Source organism: Sphingobium sp. KKT206 (assembly GCF_055640555.1).
Window position 1 is genome coordinate 866,367 of record NZ_CM145765.1, and the last position, 18,664, is coordinate 885,030.

The 18,664-nt window shown below is 63.5% G+C and carries 14 protein-coding genes; 3 read left to right on the plus strand and 11 right to left on the minus strand.

Annotated features, from left to right (window positions below; genetic code table 11):
• Positions 1-9: 9 nt before the first annotated feature.
• Positions 10-1,968, minus strand: coding sequence for a polysaccharide pyruvyl transferase family protein (locus ACZ2HM_RS22080; RefSeq protein ID WP_470427037.1), 1,959 nt, complete (start codon positions 1,966-1,968; stop codon positions 10-12).
• A 92-nt stretch (positions 1,969-2,060) separates the two neighbouring features.
• Here ACZ2HM_RS22080 and ACZ2HM_RS22085 point away from each other — a divergent pair, with 92 nt between their 5' ends.
• Positions 2,061-2,717 carry a class I SAM-dependent methyltransferase gene (locus ACZ2HM_RS22085; RefSeq protein ID WP_037475618.1) on the plus strand — a complete coding sequence of 219 codons (657 nt, stop codon included), beginning with the start codon at positions 2,061-2,063 and terminating at the stop codon, positions 2,715-2,717.
• 31 nt (positions 2,718-2,748) lie between these two features.
• Positions 2,749-4,449: a methyltransferase domain-containing protein gene (locus tag ACZ2HM_RS22090; RefSeq protein ID WP_470427038.1), complete on the plus strand. Its 1,701-nt coding sequence runs from the start codon at positions 2,749-2,751 to the stop codon at positions 4,447-4,449.
• A gap of 33 nt (positions 4,450-4,482) precedes the next feature.
• Here the strand turns inward: ACZ2HM_RS22090 and ACZ2HM_RS22095 are convergent, their stop codons facing one another.
• The 7 genes from ACZ2HM_RS22095 to kdpF form a co-directional block, all read right to left on the minus strand.
• Complete coding sequence (locus ACZ2HM_RS22095; protein ID WP_470427039.1) at positions 4,483-5,625, minus strand: diguanylate cyclase domain-containing protein; 1,143 nt, start codon at positions 5,623-5,625, stop codon at positions 4,483-4,485.
• Positions 5,626-5,761: 136 nt separating this feature from the next.
• Positions 5,762-6,484 (minus strand): response regulator, encoded by a 723-nt coding sequence (locus ACZ2HM_RS22100; RefSeq protein ID WP_470427040.1) that lies wholly within the window; start codon positions 6,482-6,484, stop codon positions 5,762-5,764.
• Positions 6,453-9,101, minus strand: a complete 2,649-nt coding sequence (locus ACZ2HM_RS22105; RefSeq protein WP_470427041.1) for a DUF4118 domain-containing protein — start codon at positions 9,099-9,101, stop codon at positions 6,453-6,455. Before ACZ2HM_RS22105 ends, ACZ2HM_RS22100 begins: the two co-directional genes overlap by 32 nt.
• Positions 9,102-9,114: 13 nt before the next feature.
• The gene (gene kdpC / locus ACZ2HM_RS22110) at positions 9,115-9,669 is read right to left on the minus strand and encodes a potassium-transporting ATPase subunit KdpC (RefSeq protein WP_470427042.1); all 555 of its coding nucleotides are present in this window, start codon (positions 9,667-9,669) and stop codon (positions 9,115-9,117) included.
• Positions 9,670-9,699: 30 nt separating this feature from the next.
• Entirely contained in the window at positions 9,700-11,358 is a 1,659-nt protein-coding gene (kdpA, locus tag ACZ2HM_RS22115) for a potassium-transporting ATPase subunit KdpA (protein ID WP_470427043.1), read from the minus strand.
• A gap of 18 nt (positions 11,359-11,376) precedes the next feature.
• A complete protein-coding gene (kdpB, locus tag ACZ2HM_RS22120) occupies positions 11,377-13,386 on the minus strand; it encodes a potassium-transporting ATPase subunit KdpB (RefSeq protein ID WP_470427044.1) in 2,010 nt (669 codons plus the stop codon).
• A complete protein-coding gene (gene kdpF / locus ACZ2HM_RS22125; protein WP_152542666.1) occupies positions 13,386-13,475 on the minus strand; it encodes a K(+)-transporting ATPase subunit F in 90 nt (29 codons plus the stop codon). Before kdpF ends, kdpB begins: the two co-directional genes overlap by 1 nt.
• Before the next feature lie 193 nt (positions 13,476-13,668).
• On the opposite strand from kdpF, the gene ACZ2HM_RS22130 reads away from it, so the two are divergent.
• Complete coding sequence (locus tag ACZ2HM_RS22130; RefSeq protein ID WP_470427045.1) at positions 13,669-14,064, plus strand: polyketide cyclase; 396 nt, start codon at positions 13,669-13,671, stop codon at positions 14,062-14,064.
• Between the two features lie 9 nt (positions 14,065-14,073).
• On the opposite strand, the gene ACZ2HM_RS22135 is transcribed toward ACZ2HM_RS22130, so the two are convergent.
• The 3 genes from ACZ2HM_RS22135 to ACZ2HM_RS22145 are packed head-to-tail and all read right to left on the minus strand — an operon-like array spanning position 14,074 to position 18,616.
• Positions 14,074-15,018, minus strand: a complete 945-nt coding sequence (locus ACZ2HM_RS22135; protein WP_470427046.1) for a glycoside hydrolase family 43 protein — start codon at positions 15,016-15,018, stop codon at positions 14,074-14,076.
• Positions 15,015-16,226 carry a glycosyl hydrolase 53 family protein gene (locus ACZ2HM_RS22140; RefSeq protein WP_470427047.1) on the minus strand — a complete coding sequence of 404 codons (1,212 nt, stop codon included), beginning with the start codon at positions 16,224-16,226 and terminating at the stop codon, positions 15,015-15,017. The genes ACZ2HM_RS22135 and ACZ2HM_RS22140 overlap by 4 nt, the downstream gene beginning before the upstream one ends.
• Positions 16,223-18,616: a beta-galactosidase gene (locus ACZ2HM_RS22145; RefSeq protein WP_470427048.1), complete on the minus strand. Its 2,394-nt coding sequence runs from the start codon at positions 18,614-18,616 to the stop codon at positions 16,223-16,225. The genes ACZ2HM_RS22140 and ACZ2HM_RS22145 overlap by 4 nt, the downstream gene beginning before the upstream one ends.
• Positions 18,617-18,664 lie beyond the last annotated feature (48 nt).

The window sequence follows — 18,664 nt, forward strand, 5'->3', positions numbered from 1 at the left end:
TGGACGATACTATAGTCGATCAGCAAGACCGTCGGTTGATCGGGCCATTTCGGCGATGGCGCTGGCCTGTATCCAGTCATGCCGTGCCTGCGTACCCGTCGCGATACACAGCACGGTTTCCGTGTCCGAATAGGGGTCTGACGGCCAGGCGAAGGTCAGGAAAGCATCTGGCAGATAGGTGTCCAGACGCGCTAGCATATCGGTGCCAAAAGCGCGCAGGCGACCATGATCGTCGCCGCGCGGAAATCCCCATTCCAGCGTGGTTTGCCGCGCTGGCACAGTGCGAAAGGATAGCAGCAGCACGCCATCATCCGCCAACGCCGCCCGCAATTGCATCAAGGTCGCCTGAATGTCCGCCACCTGCTCCAGCATGTCCAGGCACAAGATCATATCATAGCGTTTGTCGGGAGGCGGAGGCACCAGCGTAGCGCCTTCATGCGTTGGCGCGATCAGGTCGAATTGGGCAAACCAGCCGCCCGCCGCGACGCGATGCCGCCCATATTGCAATCCCATGGTGCGCAAGGCCGGGTCCGACCGGAGCACCTCCAACACCTGGCGCATGGCGCGATGCCGGGCCGTCCCGTTGCAACCGGCGCAAATATGATCGTGGCCGACCATATCGTCCGCTTGTCGGCGGTTAGGCCGCACCGTCTTGCCGCCACAGATATTGCAATGGAACGGCTTGCTGATCGGCGATACTGCTTGGGGTAGAAGGACGGGCAGGACGGCCTCAAAGCTTTGCCAGTCGCGCTGCCCTTCGGGGCGGTCGGCGATCCAGTGGCGCAGCCTGTCCATGGCTTGCGTTTCGCGTTCGGTCATGGGCTCGTGCAACAGGGCGCGCAATCGTGCCCAATGATCCGCGATCCGCGCGCGCGCAGTGTTGATCGCGCTCCGTTCTTGCTCTTGCAATGGCGTCATCAGGGCCGTTTTGCCCAACGCCTCGGCCCAGCTGTGGCTCAGCCGCTCCGTCATGCCGAGTTGCTCCAGAAAACCGGCGAACTTGACCATGCGTGGCCGGGCAATGACGAGCGCTGGCTTTTCATAGGCAAGCGCCGTGATCAGCCCGTGCATGGAAGAACCGACATAGCAGGCGGCATGGGCGATCAGTGCCGCAATTTCCTTCAAACCTGCGGGCTGATCCAGAATCAGCACTGGTATCGGCAGCAATTTGCCGACGCGCTGGGCCAATTGATCGTCACCATGGCAGGGTCCGATCGCGATGAGTACCGGTACAGCGTTCAGCCGGTCGGCCAGCGCTGCCACTTGCCTCCCTTGCTCGGCCTCATCCGCGTCGAGATAGCGGCTGTTCACATGCACGGCCACCCAGCGATCGGGCACGGCCATGCCTTGCCGCGCAAAGGCCGCCTCGGCGATGGCGCGCAAGTCCGCCGCAGGCCAGAGCGCAGCGAGGTCAAGCGCGGTGTCTGGCAAAATCTGGACGGATGCATCGCCCGATTTTCCCAGGAAATTGCGGCTGGCCTCGTCCCGCACGGTCGCCTGTGCGCTAGCGGCCAGAATGGCGTCGCTCAAGGTTCGCACCGGTCCACGCAGCAGGGGGTGGGGCAGGCCGGGCGCATTCCAGGCGATCCGTCCGCCCGTCTGCGCAGCGATCAACCCCGCGCCCAGCCACAACGCCGCATAGCTGCCCTGCGCGCCAAAGCGCGTTTCGGCATAGTCGGGCAATGGCGTGCTGGTCGCATGGATGATGTTGCCGCCGCCGATAACATGCAGGTCCGCCGGACAATCGGCTGCGGTCTCGATCGGCAGGCAGGGGACGGTGTCGTCCCAGGCCGGTTTGCCGCCACGCGGGGAATAAGCGCGAAAATCCTCTTCGGGGATGCCCAGCCGGTCGCGCAGCAGCAGCGGAAACAACAGGTCGCCATAGTTGAGGACGTCGAATGTCCCATAAAGCGCGACGCGCGGGCCTGCGCCGGAACTGTCCGGCGGCGAATTATTTGCATCGGTCACGCGGCCAAGCCTCCCATGTCTTGAGGACAGAGCTACTATGGCCTATCGCGTTGGTAAACCGCCTTGTTGGCCGATGGACGGGAACATAAGCCATGTTGGAGCAGCACGCAGAGCCCCGCTATCAAGCCATTTCGCGACCCTGTGCGGAGGCGGTCGAATTGGCGACCCGCGTTCTGGCGACCCATGCCGATCCACTTATCGCGGAAGTCGGAATCGGCATCGGCGCGACGTCGCTCGCCTTGGCGCGCGCGATGGATCATCGTGGCACGCTATGGCTGTTCGATTTCGACAGCCGCGTGCAGGAATTGCGCGCTGACCTTGCCGACATCGGCTATCGCAATGTCGAGATTGTCGGCAACTCGCGGCGCACCTTCGACAGCTATGGCTGGACGCTCGCCATGCTGACGCGGCGCGCGCGCATCGACCGGCCCGAAGGCATGTTCGACTTCATCTATCTGGATGGCGGACATCTTTATCAATATGATACGTTGGCAGCGGTCTGTTGTAAGGAACTGCTCAAGCCAGGCGGCTATTTGCTGCTCGACGATTATGACTGGACCATCGCGAAATCGCCGACGATGCGACCCTCGCATAATCCATCCGTGCTGGCGGATTATAGCGAGGAGCAGATCGAATTGTCGCATGTCGAGATGATATGCAGCCTGCTGCTCGACCCCGATGCCGGTTTCGAACAGATACCCCTGGGCTATCGCGACGTGGAGCATCGGCGCGCCTACCGGAAGCTATGAGCCGGGTACCCAGACGCAGGTTCGCCACCCGATGACGGACCTTCGTGCCGCCGACACCACAGCCCTGGTGGCTCTGCTTGCACAAGCACCGCCCGGTGCGCACATCATGCTCGACGCGCCGCACTATGATCTGGCGCACGATATTCTGCTGGATCGTGCGATCACTCTATGGGGAGAGGACGGTCTCCTACCAATCCTGCATTTCATCGATCCGCGTCATGGCCTCACGATGCGGGGCAATGGCGGCCAGCTTCAGTCGCTGGCGCTGACCGGGAGCGGGCATCGGGCTACGCCATTGTTGACGGTCGCTGCGGATGATTGCGTGTTGGACGGCATCCGCATCGTCGGCGTGCAGGGAAGCGGCATGCGGGCGGACGGATGCCAACGATTCACCATTACCGACCTGATCGTTAAGGACGCAGGCCAGCAGGCCGCGACATTTACCCGGTGCGACCAGCTTCGATTGACGGTAAAAGCCCGCAACATCGCCCACCGCGCCGCCGCGCCCGCCATCCATCTGATCGATTGCGATGGGTTTTCGATCGATGCCGACATCGACGATGTGAACGGCAGTGCGATCACTATCGAGCGTAGTGAAGCTGGAGAAAGCGCTTGTGCCGGTGGCATTAGGCTGCGTGCCAGCAAGGTGCGGCGTGCGTTGTCCCTGCTTGGTCGCCGGGATGCGCCGATCGAGGCGATTGCCGTTGATGTCGATGCTGGTACATGGACGGAATGCGCCATGCTGCTTTCCAATGTCCGGTCGGTCCGTGTCGATCTGACGCTCCGGTCGACGGATATTCTGCCGTCGCTCATCTTCAATGGCGGCTTCGGGGTGCGCGACAGCCATATCGACATCCATCAGCCTGCGGATGCGGCGGCCTTGCCGTCATCGCTCGTGCGCGGATTGGACCAGAATTCCGGCAATATCGTCAATGTACAGGAACTGGCTACCGCTGGCTCAGAGCCGGCGGCCTGGGCCGTGGCACCTGCCTTGCAAGCACGGCTGGATGCGATCGGTAGGCCCGGCTTTGCTGTTTATGAAATGGCGGACCGCTGCAATCTATGCGGATGGGAAGGACTGTTTCGCCGCACCCACGCCAGCGAACGGGAAACGCTGGCTTGTCATGATTGCCGGGCCACATTGCGCTATCGCGAACAGGCCAAAACCCTAGTCGATCGCTTGGGTGGCGGCCGTTTCGACACGTTGGCCGCGCTGGCAGCGTCGGACCTATTGCCGAAACTGGACATATTCGAAGCTGGCTTTTCAGGGCCATTGCGCCGTTGGCTGGGCCGCGCGCGCCGCTACGAACAATCCTTCGATGAACCGGGCGTACCCAGCGGAACGCGGCGCGGTGCCTTGACCTGTCAGGATCTGATGGCGACCTCCTTTGCCGATGACAGTTTCGATGTCGTCATCACGTCCGACATGTTCGAACATATCCGCAAGCCAATGCTGGCCTTCGCCGAAGTCGCATTTTGCGTCCGGGCGGATTGCACATATGGACCGTGCCGATCGGCATGCCGCCCCCGCCGGTCACGCGGGCGCGTGTGGACACCAGCGGGCCGGAGGACATCATGCTGTTACCGCCGGTCTATCATGGATCGGGTGCGGACAGCCTGTCGCTGGTCTATACCGATTTCGGCCGGGATATTAACCAGATATTGTCGGCCATGGGGTTGCCGACCACCGCCATTCCTTATCGTGGCGGGGCGGGGCATGTTGTCGGCGTGACGCTCATATCAACAAAGGCGCTTTAAGCCGCGCTCAGGCTACGGCCTGCCCGGATTGTCGCAAATCCTCTGCTGTACAAAAATGTACCTGCGCCTTCCCCTTGGCCTTGGATCGGTACAGGGCGGTATCGGCAAAAGCCATCAGCCGCTCCAGCTCCAGGCCAAATTCGGGGGCCATCGCAATGCCCACGCTGACCGTAATGCGCATTTCTATCCCATCGACCAGATAGGGTTCGCTCAACTGCTTGATGATGCGCCGGGCAAGCAGGTCGGCTTGGTCCTGATGCCGCACATGGCCTTGGAGCAGCAGAAATTCGTCGCCACCCAGACGGCACGCCACATCCTCTGTCCGGATCATGCTCTGCAGCCGCCGCGCCACCTCCCGCAGCACCGCATCGCCAGCGGGATGGCCATATCGATCGTTGATCGCCTTGAAGCCGTCGAGATCCAGATAATGGACCGCCATCTGGTCGCCAATGTCCGATGATTGCACGTTGGTTTGAAAAGTCTCCCGCAACAACAGGCGGTTGGGCAGGCCCGTGAGCGGATCGAAGCGCGCAAGCGTCGCCAGATCATGTTTGGTTGTCAGATGTTCGACGGACGAAGCATAGAGATGCCGCACCGACTGCAAGCTCATCAGCGCGACCGTGACCAGCAGCAGGGCTTGCAGGGCAAAAAACTCGGCGTGCAGCAATTGATCATATTCGCGCGTGGCATGGATCAGCATGGCGACCGCCGTCGGCAGAACCACCAGCGACAAGCTCATGACGCATAGCTTGGGGCGAGAGGCGTTGCGCGATACTATTCCCGCACCAAAGGTGAAGATGAGGCTGATCGTTGCGATATGCACGAGCGGCTCGTGCGCGGACAAGGCACGTATGTGGAGCGCCGCCAGCAATAGCGCGAATATATAGGTCAAAAACGCATAGCGTCTCTCCCATGCCTTCAGCGCTGGGATATCCTGCGTAGTGCTTCCCGCGCGATTATAGGCTTTTATGAGCCAGACACGCGCCATGGTGATCACAATGGCAATACCGGTCAGAACGGCTATCACGCCATCCTGCCATTTGAGAAAGATCAGCGTGCCGACAAGGGCGTAGAGGATGCCAAAGCCGATGATCGGCATCGCCATGGCAAAGAGCGTGGAGACGAGGTCGCGATAGACGGCGTCCGGCAAGGTAAGCTCCGCTGCCGCGCTGAATGCCGAAATTCGGCGATGCGTTCCATTCTTGGCGCGTCTCTCCATACGCCACCATGGGAGCAAGAATGTTAACAGTATCCTACCGGTGCGCCGAACCGAAAAGGCTTCCGCTTCACGCGACCCTCGGTGCCGACCCTGCCAGGCGGTAGCCGACACCAGGCTCGTTGATGATCAGCTTCGGACGCGACGGATCCGCTTCGACCTTCTTGCGCAGGGCGCGAATGGCGACGCGGAGATAATCGACATCGTCGCGATGGGCCACACCCCAGACGGTTTCGAGCAACGTCCTGTGCGTCAACACGCGGCCGGGCTTTTCGCACAATGCCCATAGCAGGTCGAACTCGCGCGGGGTCAGCGCCACCGCCCCGCCACCGATCGTCACGGCATGGGCTTCGCGATCGATCGTGCCGCCCTCGAACGCCCGCCGTTGCGGGTCTGCGCGGCTGCCGGTCTTGCGCCGCAGCGCCGAGCGTATGCGCGCCAGCAGCTCGGCGCTGTCGAAGGGCTTGGTCACGAAATCATCCGCGCCAAGGTCCAGCGCCGCCACCTTTTCGTCGGTGGCATCGCGGGCGGTCAGTATGATGACCGCCAATCCGGCCTCCACCAGTTGCGGGATGATCTCCAACCCGTCCCGATCGGGCAAGCCAAGGTCGAGCAGGGCCACCAGCGGATGGGGCTGAACGGCCGCCAGCAGCAACGCTTCGGCGGCTGTCGATGCCTCGGCATAGGTCAGCCCCGTCCGATCAAGCGCGCCCACCAGCAAGCGCCGGATCGCGGGCTCATCCTCGACGATCAGCACATCCTTATGCATCGGCAGCGCGTCCTTCCGCTTCATCCTTGGGGCGCCCCGGCAATATGACCTCGAACATCGCGCCGCCACCCGCCCGGTTACCGGCCGTGATCGTCCCGCCGACTGCTTCGGTAAAATTCTTGGCGATCCACAGGCCGAGTCCCGATCCACCGACCCGGTCGCTCCCCTCCAGCCGGTGGAAGCGATCGAACAAGGCCTCCGTATCGGCGGGCAGGCCGGGGCCGGAATCCAGCACGCGGCACAGGACATCCCCGTCGCGGCAGAGCAATTCGACCTCCACCTGCGTCGTGACAGGCGAAAATTTCAGCGCATTGTCGATGAGGTTGATCAGCACATGGCGCAACAACAGCGGATCGCTGGACACGAACGGGCAATCCCCGTCGATCCGCGTCGTGACCCGCGCGCCTGCCTCGTCTTGGCGCAGCGCCCGCAGGACGTCGGTGATGACATCAGTCAGGTCGACGCTCTCCCATCGCGGTTCGATCGCGCCATGTTCGATCCTGGACGCTTCCAGCAGATCGTCGAGAAAGCGCTGCAACCGCCGCGATTCCGAACGGGCGATGCCGATCTCTTCGGCGAACGCTCCTTCCGCCGGGATCGCCTCCGTCGCAGCGATCACGGCCGTAAGCGGGGTGCGCAGGTCATGCGCGATGCTGCCCAATAACGCGCCGCGCAGGCGGTCCCGCTCCCGCAAAGCATCGACTTGGCGCGCCTGTCCCTCCAGCACGATGCGTTCATGCGCCAGTGCGGTCTGGTCCACGAGCGAGGCGAGCATGACCGCATCGTCGGGCCGGATGATCCGCTCCTGCGAAGGCCGCGCCAGTCCCAGTGCCCCCATGGTGCCAAGAGATGTCTTGAGCGGATGGAATTGCCAATCGGATGCGTTCAATGTGCCCGTATCGCGTCCCGTCGCTATACCCTGTTCCAGCGCCCAGCGGACCGCGGCTTCGTCGATCATGTCAATCCGGCGATAGGCGTCATTGCCGCGCACGACGATATCGCCATCCTCAATCGTGACGATCACCGCCTCGACATCGAGCAGATTGCCGATTTCGCGGCAAGCTACCCGCGCCGTCTCCTCCTTCTCCGACAGTCCCCCCATCAAGCCCGCAAAGCGCGCCAGCGACGCATTAAGGCGCGCGACCCCGGCGCTCGTTTCGGCCTGCCGCCGGATGCGCCCGGCAAGCCAGCCTACCACGGCCGCAACCAGCGCCAACACGGCAAAGGTGATGACATTCTGGGGATCGTCGATGGTCAGGCTATGCAGGGGCGGGATGAAGAAGAAATTATAGCAGAGCGCGGCCCAGACCGCCGACCAGAGACCCGCGCGAAGCCGCAGCACCGTGGGGGACAGGATGACGGGAATCAACAACAGCAGGTCGATCGCGCCGAACGGCAGCCATGGCTGGACCAGCCGCAGCACGGCAACGGTTGCGACGACGATCGCAAACGCCACTATATCGTCGCGGGCAAAGGCCGCTTCACGCGGCTTGTCGGGCCTCTCATCCGCATCGCTGAGCGGCACGACATGCACCGCAACCCCTTGCGCCTTGCGGATCACGTCCTGGGCGATCGATCCATGTCGCCATTCGAACCAGCGCGACCGGCGGCTCTTGCCGATCACGATTTGGCTGGCTCGCAATTGTCGGGCCTGATCGACCAGCGCGTCCCCGACATGGTCGGCCGCAACGGTCATCAGCGACGCGCCAAGCGACGCCGCCAGCGCCAGATTGTCGGCCAACTGCTCGCGCTGCGCGCCGACGATCGCGCGCGCCCGGCCGCTTTCGACAACTACTGCGGTCCAGGGCGCATGAAATATATCGGCCATCCGCCTGGCATGGCGGACGACCTGCGCCCCGCCTTTGCCGGGGCTCACCGCGACCATCAGCCGCTCGCCAGCGACGAAATCGCCCTCGTCGCCTGCCGTGCGCAACTGATCGGTGAGGCGCCGGTCGACGCTGCGGGCGGCAAAGCGCAGTGCCAGTTCGCGCAACGCGGCCAGCTTGGTAGGTGTGAAGAAATTGGAGAGCGCCCGGCCCGCCGTGTCCGGCAGATAGATTTTGCCTGCCGTCAATCGCTCGATCAGGGCATCGGGGGGCAGGTCGACAATGATCAGTTCGGCATCGTCCAATATCTGGTCGGGCACGGTTTCGCGCACGCGGATATGGGTGAAGCCCGCCACGACGTCATTGAGGCTTTCGATATGCTGGATGTTGACCGTGGTGGCGACATCGATGCTCGCCGCCAGCAATTCCTCCACATCCTGCCACCGCTTGGGGTGTCGGCTGCCCGGCGTATTGCTATGCGCCAACTCATCGACCAGAATCAGCCCCGGATGCCACGCGATCGCAGCGTCGATGTCGAACTCGTCCAGCGCATGGCCCTGATGATCGACGCGGTGGCGCGGCAATATGCGCAACGGTTCGAGCAGCAGCGCCGTCTCGCTGCGGCCATGGGTTTCCGCCACGCCGACGACGACATCCACCCCCTCCGCCTGTCGCCGCGCCGCATCCTGCAACATGCGATAGGTCTTACCCACGCCTGACGCAGCACCCAGATAGACGGTCAGACGCCCGCGCTGCTCCTGGCGCGCCAGCCGCAGATAATGATCGGCATCGGTGGAGGGGGTGGACTGGGTCATCGCTGGACCTGCTCTATGGCTTCACGCGATCCAGCGCCAGATTGAGTTGCAGCACATTGACGATCGGGTCGGGCGCGAAGGCGCCACCCGGTACGATCACCTTGTCATCGACGAGCCGCGTCACCGCCGCTGGATCGATGCCGCGCGCGCGCGCCACCCGCTGCACCTGATACAGCGCCCCGGCGCGCGAGATGTGGGGGTCCAGACCGCCGCCGGACGCCGCCACCAGATCGGCCGGAACCGGATTGGCGGACGTTGCCCCATAGCGCGCGACGGTGTCGGCGGCCCGCTTGGCCAGTGCCTCCCTGGTTGGCGACAGGTTGCTACCCGCCGCGCCCATAGCATCATAATCGGCGGCAGAGGGGCGCGGCCAGAAATAGCGATCGGACGTGAAATTCTGGGCGACCAGTTCGCTGCCGACCGCCCGACCATCGACTATGATGATCGATCCATTGGCCCGGAACGGCGCGACGCTCTGCGCGAAGGCGAGAACGAGCAGCGTGTAGCCGACAACGCAAACAAGCAGCGTCACCAGCCACAGGCGGATCGAGGGAATGAGATAGGCCATTGCGTATAATCCTTTCGACCAAGCGGCCGCTTAGCGCATCAATGTCACATGTTCGGCGATCGGGCCGAGCGCGGCGGCGGGGAAGAAGGTTAGCGCGCCGAAAATCAGGATGGTGATCACCAGCATGATGCCGAAACTGCCGCCCTCCACGCTCAGCGTGCCCGCGCTTTCCGCGCTGCGCTTCTTGGCCATCAGCGATCCGACGATCGCCAACGGCACGATGATCGGCAGATAGCGTCCGATCAGCATGACCAGCCCGGTGGCGATGTTCCAAGGCACCGTATTATCGCCCAACCCTTCGAATCCCGACCTATTATTCGCGCCAGCGGAGCTGAATTCGTAGAGCATTTCGGAAAAGCCATGCGCGCCGACATTGTGCAGCGTCGCTTGCCCCCAGGCGGTCGCCGTAAACAGGGCGGTGCCACCCAATATGAGCAGGGCGTGGCTGAACAGCGCCAGGATGGCGAGCCGCATTTCCCCGCCTTCGACCTTGTGCCCCAGATATTCGGGCGTCCGGCCCACCATCATCCCGGCGATGAAGACCGCCACCACAATGTAGAGGAACATGTTGATCATGCCCACGCCGACCCCGCCAAAGGTGGCGTTGAGCCACATGCCGATCATCGGCATCAGGCCGGTTAGGGGATTGAGGCTGTCATGCATGGCCGCGACCGACCCATTGCTGGTCGACGTGGTCAGCACCGCCCAGAGCGGCCCGGTCGTTGCGCCAAGACGCAATTCCTTGCCCTCCAAATTGCCGACATCCTGCATCACCGGCAGGTGGACGAAGGCCTGGGTCGGCGCGGCTTCGAAGGCGACCGATCCGCCGATCTTCAGCAGCAGGAAGGCGAGCATAACGGCGAAGATCACACCGGCATGTTTCATCCGCCCGATGATCCGGCCGAACATCCAAACGCAAGCCATCGGAATGATAATGATGGCGATCATCGAAAAGCCGTTCGACCAGAAGTTCGGATTTTCCAACGGGTGCGTCGAGTTGGGACCAAAGAAGCCGCCGCCATTGGTGCCCAATTGCTTGATCGCCACGAACGCGGCGGCAGGCCCGCGCGCGATCGTCTGCGCCACGCCCTCCAGCGTCGTCGCATGGGCAGCGCCTTCGAAGGTCATCGGCACGCCGCTCAGCGCCAGCACCAGCGCGACGATAATCGCCAGCGGCAAAAGCACGCAAAAGGTCACGCGTTGCAGGTCGAGGAAGAAATTGCCCATGCTCGCTTGCCCGGCGATTCCGCGGGCCAGGGCTGCCAGAGCGGCGATCCCGGTCGCGGCCGACACGAATTGCAGCCACATCAGCCCGCCAAGCTGGGCCAGATAGCTCCAACTGCTTTCACCCGAATAATGCTGCAAATTGGTGTTGGTGGTAAAGGACGTCGCGGTATTGAACACCAGGTCGAGCGATGCGGCGGTCTGGCCATCGGGGTTGAGTGGGAGCCAATGCTGCGTCGCCAGCAGCGCAAAAACGAACACGAACATCAAGGCGTTGAACGCCAGCAGTGCGACCGAATATTGCTTCCAGTCTTGCTGCGGCGCACGCCCCGCAACCCTCACGAACAGGCCATCGACGCGCCCGAAGCGCCCCGAAAAGAGCGCCGCTATATAGCGACCGAGCGGCCAGGACAGCAGCGCCGCGCCGCCGACGATCAGGATGATGGTGAGAATGGCTGTGAACATGATCTGGTCCTTTCCCGCTCAAACCAGGCCGAGGCCGGCGACGGCGAGGTCGATGAGCTTGATGCCGATGAAGGGGGCGATCACGCCGCCCGCGCCATAGATGCCCAGATTGTGGAGCAACTGGCTGGCCGCAGGCATGGGGCGATACGCCACGCCCCGCAGCGCCAGCGGCACCAGCAGCGGAATGATGAGCGCGTTGAAGATGATCGCCGAGAGGATGGCGCTCGACGGGCTGGCCAGTCCCATCAGGTTGAGCACCCCAAGCGACGGGTACAGCACCACGAAAATGGCGGGCAGGATCGCGAAATATTTGGCGACATCATTGGCGATCGAGAAGGTGGTCAGCGCCCCGCGCGTCATCAGCAATTGCTTGCCGATACCCACCACCTCGATCAACTTGGTCGGATCGCTATCCAGGTCGACCATATTGCCGGCCTCGCGCGCTGCCTGCGTACCGGTATTCATCGCGACACCGACATCGGACTGGGCCAGCGCGGGCGCATCATTGGTGCCATCGCCGCACATGGCGACCAGCTTGCCCTCCGCCTGTTCCTTGCGGATGTATGCGAGCTTATCCTCCGGCGTCGCTTCGGCCAGAAAGTCATCGACGCCGGCTTCCGCCGCGATCGCTGCGGCCGTCAGCGGATTGTCGCCCGTGATCATGACCGTGCGGATGCCCATGCGCCGCAATTCGCCAAAGCGTTCGCGGATGCCCGCCTTGATCACATCCTTGAGATGTACCGCCCCCAGTAGCCGGCCATTCTCCACCACCGCCAGCGGCGTGCCGCCCGCCTGCGCGATACGATCGGTAATCTTCCTGAGCGCGCGGACGATATCTTCTGGGAAGTCGCCCAGCTTGAGGACCGCATCGACAGCGCCCTTGCGGATGCGCCGCCCCGGCAGGTCGATCCCGCTCACCCGCGTTTGCGCGGTGAAGCCTACCGTCACCGCGTCGGCGGGCAGGCCGTCGCCGTCGCCCGCAAGCGTCACGATCGACCGGCCCTCCGGCGTGGTATCGGATAGGCTGGCCATCCGCGCCGCAGCGATCAGGTCGGCCTGAGCCACGCCTGGCAGCGGCACGAACTCGCTCGCTTGCCGGTCGCCGATCGTGATGGTGCCGGTTTTGTCGAGCAGCAATGTGCCGATGTCGCCCGCCGCCTCGACCGCCCGGCCCGATTTGGCCAGCACGTTGAAACGGATCAGCCGGTCCATGCCCGCAATGCCGATGGCGGACAGCAGCCCCGATATGGTGGTGGGGATCAGCGCCACGAACAGCGCGATCAGCACCGGTACCGAGAGCACGCCGCCTGCATAAGCGGCAAAGGCCGGGAGCGTCCCCACCGCGACGAGAAAGATCAGCGTCAGACCGGTGAGCAGGATCGTCAGTGCAATCTCATTGGGCGTCTTCTGGCGGCTTGCGCCTTCGACCAGCGCGATCATGCGATCGAGAAAGCCGCTGCCCGGTTCCGCCGTCACCTTGACGCGGATTTCGTCGGACAGGACGGTCGTGCCAGCCGTCACGGCCGATCGGTCGCCCCCTGCCTCGCGGATCACCGGCGCACTCTCGCCGGTGATCGCAGCTTCGTTGACGGAGGCGACGCCGGCCACGACTTCGCCATCGGCCGGGATCTGTCTGCCTTGCGTGACCAGCACCACATCGCCTTGCCGCAACTGCGTGGCGGGCACTTCCTCGGTCGCGCCATTCTTGCCGATGCGCAGCGCGACAAGCTGGTCCTTGGTCGCGCGCAGGCTTTGCGCCTGCGCCTTGCCACGCCCCTCCGCCAGCGCTTCGGCGAAATTGCCGAACAACACGGTCAGCCACAGCCAGAATATGAGTTGCGCTTCGAGCGCCAGATCGCCTGCACCGATGATCATGTGGCGCAGCAGGATGACCGTCGCCACCATGGCGACGATGGCCGTGGTGAACATCACCGGATTGCGCACCAGCGTTCGCGGATCGAGCTTGATGAACGCATCGCGCACCGCAGGCAGCAGTAGCGCGCGCTCGAACAGCGAGGTGCCGGCCATCAGAAGCGCTCCGGCCGGATCAGCACGGCGGTCAGATAGCCCAGCAGGCCCAACGCCACCAGACCAGCAAGGGCAAAGTCGAACGTCATGAAAGACTCCTTTTCATCGGAGCCGACGATGGCCGCTATGCGCGTGAACTATCGATGGGGGTTCGTGGCCTCATCCATGAAAATCCTGTAAAAATGCCGTGCAGACTGGCCCCTTCTCGCACGACCAATCGGTGACAGCGTGGCTCTATCGCGCTATCGGGCATCGACTTTGGACCCAGGATGGAGAGGCCTCATGCTGCCTGCACGCACCTACAGCATATCGATCGACCGGGATTGGCAGGCGCTCTACGACCGTATCTGGCGGCCGGAAATCTTCCCCAAATGGGCTTCCGGCCTTGCCGAATCCAATCTTCGCCAGGAGGGCGATCGGTGGTTGGCCGATGGCCCGGAAGGTCCAGTGGCCATCCGCTTCACGCCGCATAATGCGTTCGGCGTGATGGACCATTATGTCGATACCGGGAACGGCACGGAAATCCATGTCCCCTTGCGCGTCATCGCCAATGGCCATGGCGCGGAGGTGATGCTGACGCTGTTCCGTCAGCCCGGCATGGATGATGAGATGTTCGCCCGTGACGTCAAATGGATCACCCGCGATTTGCGTGCGCTCAAAGCCTTCGCGATGGCGTAAACACCTTATCTATCCGCTCCCGATCGCGTCGATCACCCCGTGCGGCACGCGAATCAGCGAGCCGTGGCGCGCGCCCGTTGGCAGCGCCAGCCGATCGCTGACATCCTGCCATGTCACCATGTCGCGGGTCATCGTCGCGCCCCAGCGACCCTCCTTGTAGATGTCGTAATAGCAGACCAGCGCATCGCCGATGCGCGCGGTCATCGGCCCTTCGACCCAGGCGGGGGAGAAAGGGGCGGATAGCGCGCCAAAGGGGCCGGACGGACTGTGGGCGCGCGCGCTATGCAACCATTTGCGCGGTGGCGACACCGTCTCATCCTTGACGATCAGGTGCAGGCTGCCGTCCGGCGCGTGCGCAAAACTGCCGTCGATGACGCTGAAACCGGGATCATAAAGCGGTTGCGGCGGTGAAAAGGTCTTGAAATCGTGCGTAGTGGTGGACCAGAGGCGATGGTTGTACCCCGATTCCGACGTGCCTTCGGTTTCGCGGTAGCGGCCGGTGACCGTGCTGGACCAGAAGAGCAGCCAGTGCTGCGCGCGCGGATCATAAATGGCTTCGGGTGCCCAGCAATTGCGCGTACCGGATATGGTCGCCATGACCGAAATAGCCTGTTGCGGCGACCAGTGGACGAGGTCGCGACTGGTGGCATGGCCGATCGTCACGCCCTCCCAGGCGGTGGTCCACAGCAGATGATAGATGGCGCCGTCCCGAAACAGGAAGGGATCGCGCAACAGCTTCTTCTCGCCGACTTGCGGCACCAGCAGGCTGCGCCCGCCCGCCAACGACCGATAAGCGAAGCCATCGTCGCTGGTAGCCAGTTTCAGGCCATCCGCCTCGCCCTTGCCGGTCGTGAAATAGGCGAACACCAACGGATCGGCCCCGACCACCGGGCGCGTCGCGCAAGCGGTGAGCGCCAGCGCCCCAGCGCCCAGCGTGAAGTCGCGGCGGTTCACGGTCGATAATCCTGCGCCATCCGACCATAGAGATCGAGCAGGGGATTGGCGATATAGTCACCGCCAACGCCCATCGGTCCTGTCGGTTGGGGCTTGGGCGCTGGCGCAGCGGTGGCAAGGCCGCCGGGGGCTTCGGCGCTGTTGATGCCTTGGCTCAACAGGTCAGGTTTGGGGCCTTCGCCCGCATTCTCGCCATTGCGGTCGAAGATCGCTTCCTGATGCCGCGTCGGTTCCCAGATGAACGTGCCCCAGCCGCGCTTGTCCGGCAGGGCGTGGACCAGATCGTTGATATAGCGTTTGCGGCTGGAATATTCGGCGACCAGCAGCCCCTTGCCCGGATAGCGTTTGAGGAACTGGTCGAAGCTGTTGGCCCAGTCGCCCTGTCGCTGCTGCTGATAGGCGGAAAAGCCGATGACGTCGAAATCGACATTGCGTGCCACCAGCGCATCGGTCCATTCGCGCACGATGCCCCAATGACGCCCCAGATGATTGTGCAACTGGATGGCGATGCCCGGTTCGGCGCGACGCGCGCCCGCTATGCCCGCGCGCAACAAGGCGGCGAAGGCATCGAAGCCACCAACCTGTCCGACCTTGGCATGATTGGCGTCGGTAATGGGATTGCCCGTTGGGGTAGACAGCTTCACCCGGCCATGGGGCCATAATATGCCAAAGGTCGTTTCGTTACCGATCACCGCCATGTCGACAGGCGCGCCGCCCGCACGCATCGCGACGAGCGTGTCATGCGTGTGGGCATCGACGGCTTTGGCGAGCTTGGGCAGGTCATAGCCTGCCCAGGCAGCGGGCACGCCCTGATGCTCAGGGTCTGCCCAAGTGTCGCTATAATGAAAGCTCAGAACCAGATATAGGCCCGCCTCGCGGACGCGGCGGCCGAGCTTGACGGTCTGTTCCAGCCCGGCCCATGCCTTATCTGGTTCTCGCTTCGAATAGCCATTCGCCGGATCGACGAAGATGCGCAGGCGAATGGCGTTGAACCCTGCGTCCCGCAACAGGAGGATGGGGTCCTTCTGCTGATCCTTCACGAAATAGCGAGCCCCTGCGGCCTCATCTTCGGGAATCCAGCTGATGTCCGCGCCGATCAGGAAAGGGCCGGGGCGTGCGCCGGTCTTCTTGGGCGCGGCCAGCGCAGGCGTGGTCAGTAACGGCAGTGTGGCGAGGCCAAGCGTGGCGCGGCGGGTAAGAGCGGTCATGCGCGGATCTCCAACTGATATTCTGGGACGAGGCAAAGGGTGAGCAGGTCCGCAACTTGGGCCGCTTTTGGCAGTTTCGCGCGGGCGCTATCGTCCAGGTAGATTGGCGCGTCGGCACGCAGCGGCAGGATGGTCAGTGTCCATGGTCGCCCCAACCGTTCGGCGAAGCGCTTGAGGCCGATGCGCCAGACGCGGCCGTCCCAAAAGGCATCGTCCAGCATATCCATACCGTCGAACAGGCGACCCATGTCGCCGCGCCAATCGATTTCCAAAAAGGCGTCGCCCGTTGCCAGCGCATCCTTGGGCAGCGTGAAGGTAAAGGCGGCGGCCGCGCGATGCGCTTCGGGCAGGGGTTGCATCGCTGCGTTGGCGGGGCCGCCGATAATGATGGGCGGTGCAGTGCCGGCGGCGCGGCTCTGGGTAAAGGGAATGGCCCTAGATGCCGGGCCTTTCGCCGTTGCCGTGCCCGCTCGACCGGGCAGCATGCGATAGCGGAAGGCGGGATCGCCGCGCTGGCGCAGGGTCAGGCTGTCTGTTCCGAACATCGTGTCGGCCGGTGTCAGGACGAGGCGGCGCTGGCCCGACAGATCGCCAACCCACAGGCTGCGCGCGGACATCTGATCGAGCAGAAGCAACCGAACCTTGCGGCCATCGGCTCCGGTCACGGCCAGCAGCCGGTCCGGGGCAGGCGGGACATCGGCGATGACGTGCGGACCTTCTGTGCGCGATGGCGCGGACAGGCGCGTGCCCGAAGGGAAGGCGAGTTCGACGGACCCTGGCGCAGTGGCGATCAACACATGGATCGGGCCATCCGCATCGGCCAGTCGAGTGACGGGCTGGGCGGTGGCCCAGCTGAGCAACACGCCGTCCAAGTCCAGGCCGATCGGCCAGAAGAAATAGTCGCCTGTTGCAATCGTGACCGGCCGCGACGGCAGGACGACCGGGCCACTGGTCAGTTGGACCGTGAACTGCACGCCGCGATGGGCAGGGGTGGCATATTGGCGGACATGGTTGTTGACGAACAGGAAGCCGCTATCGCCCCGCGACCGGACCGACCAGCGCAGGATTTGCAGGTCGTTCTTGTCGCTGGGTAGTCGAGCAGGGGCCTGAACGGCCATGGGTGCGAGCCGGTCGCCATATTGCCCAAGGAAATAATGCAGTGGTCGCAGTGCCGCATTGACCGGGTTCACCTCACCATATTGACCAAGAGGAGCCTGAAAATCATAGCCGATGATCGGACAGTCATTATAGCCGCCCGACCGCTGGGTCTCTTCCAGGGTGCGGCCATGCGCGAGCGGGTTTGCCCCGCCGTGGAACATATAATAGCCCAGCAGATTGACGCCCGACCCGACCTGCGTGGTGACGGCGGCGGCCACATCCTTGGGGTCGAGCAGCGGTCGGCGGCGATACATGACGGGCACGCCACCGCCATATTCCGCGCCCAGGAAGGGCGTGTCCGCCATATCGTTATCGGCGTCGCCCCGGCGATTGCTTCGGGTCTGCGCGCCCAGGTCACCGCTCACCCGGCTATCGAAACGGAACAGGTAATTTTCCTTGGGCGGCAGCGCGGTGGTTTTGGCCGACCAGGGTTCGTCAGGATAGCCGCCATGGACGGGAACGACCTCGCCCTTGGGATAAAGCGTCTGGTCCCAGCCAGTGACCGTATAGAGCGGCACGTCATAGCCGATCTTCTGCGCCATGGTTTTAAGCGCGGCGATATGGTCGCGGCCTTGGCCTGGACCATCGAGATTATATTCATTCTCGATCTGCATCCCGACGATCGGGCCGCCATCCTTCCAGAACAGACCCCTCACTTGTTCGTAGAGGCTGCGCCAGAAGCGTTCGACCTCTGCCAGATAAGCGGCACCATTGCTGCGCGGGTGCGTGCCTGCGACGATCCAGTCGGGGATGCCGCCAAAGCGCGCCTCGGCATGGCCCCAGGGTCCGGGCCGCAGGAAAAAGAGCAATCCCTCGGCGTCGCAAAGCTGGATGAAGCGACGAATGTCGCGGTCGCCGTTCCAGTCGATCTGGCCCGGCGCCAGCTCCACATGATTCCACAATATATAGCTTGCGACGATGGTGATGCCCGCCGCCTTCATTTTGCGCAGTTCCTCCGCCCAATAGCGCGCCGGGAAGCGGGTGAAATGAAATTCGCCCATCACCGGTAGCCAGGGCTGGCCGTCCCGAAGCAGGGTCAGGTTGGTGAGGCCGATTGTACCGTTGGGGCCAGTCCCGGTGCCCATGCGGAGATGCCCCGCTTTGAGCGGCGGGCTGGACTTTCTAGCACCAAGCGTCAGCGGTGCGTGCGCGAAGGCGGAAGCGGGCAGGGCGGCTCCCAGCGCGACCAGGCCAGTGGCGGTAAGCGCGGCACGCCTGTTGATATCGGGCATCCATCCTCCTGTTTGTGGTTTGGGAGGGTTATCCCTCCTCTGTTTGAT

Coding starts and splice junctions, on each gene's coding strand:
- ACZ2HM_RS22140 (WP_470427047.1), bottom strand. CDS start 16,226: ATGACCGCTCTTACCCGCCGCGCCACGCTTGGCCTCGCCACACTGCCG.
- ACZ2HM_RS22090 (WP_470427038.1), top strand. CDS start 2,749: ATGACGGACCTTCGTGCCGCCGACACCACAGCCCTGGTGGCTCTGCTT.
- ACZ2HM_RS22100 (WP_470427040.1), bottom strand. CDS start 6,484: ATGAAGCGGAAGGACGCGCTGCCGATGCATAAGGATGTGCTGATCGTC.
- kdpF (WP_152542666.1), bottom strand. CDS start 13,475: ATGACGTTCGACTTTGCCCTTGCTGGTCTGGTGGCGTTGGGCCTGCTG.
- ACZ2HM_RS22145 (WP_470427048.1), bottom strand. CDS start 18,616: ATGCCCGATATCAACAGGCGTGCCGCGCTTACCGCCACTGGCCTGGTC.
- kdpA (WP_470427043.1), bottom strand. CDS start 11,358: ATGTTCACAGCCATTCTCACCATCATCCTGATCGTCGGCGGCGCGGCG.
- ACZ2HM_RS22085 (WP_037475618.1), top strand. CDS start 2,061: ATGTTGGAGCAGCACGCAGAGCCCCGCTATCAAGCCATTTCGCGACCC.
- ACZ2HM_RS22105 (WP_470427041.1), bottom strand. CDS start 9,101: ATGACCCAGTCCACCCCCTCCACCGATGCCGATCATTATCTGCGGCTG.
- kdpC (WP_470427042.1), bottom strand. CDS start 9,669: ATGGCCTATCTCATTCCCTCGATCCGCCTGTGGCTGGTGACGCTGCTT.
- kdpB (WP_470427044.1), bottom strand. CDS start 13,386: ATGGCCGGCACCTCGCTGTTCGAGCGCGCGCTACTGCTGCCTGCGGTG.
- ACZ2HM_RS22130 (WP_470427045.1), top strand. CDS start 13,669: ATGCTGCCTGCACGCACCTACAGCATATCGATCGACCGGGATTGGCAG.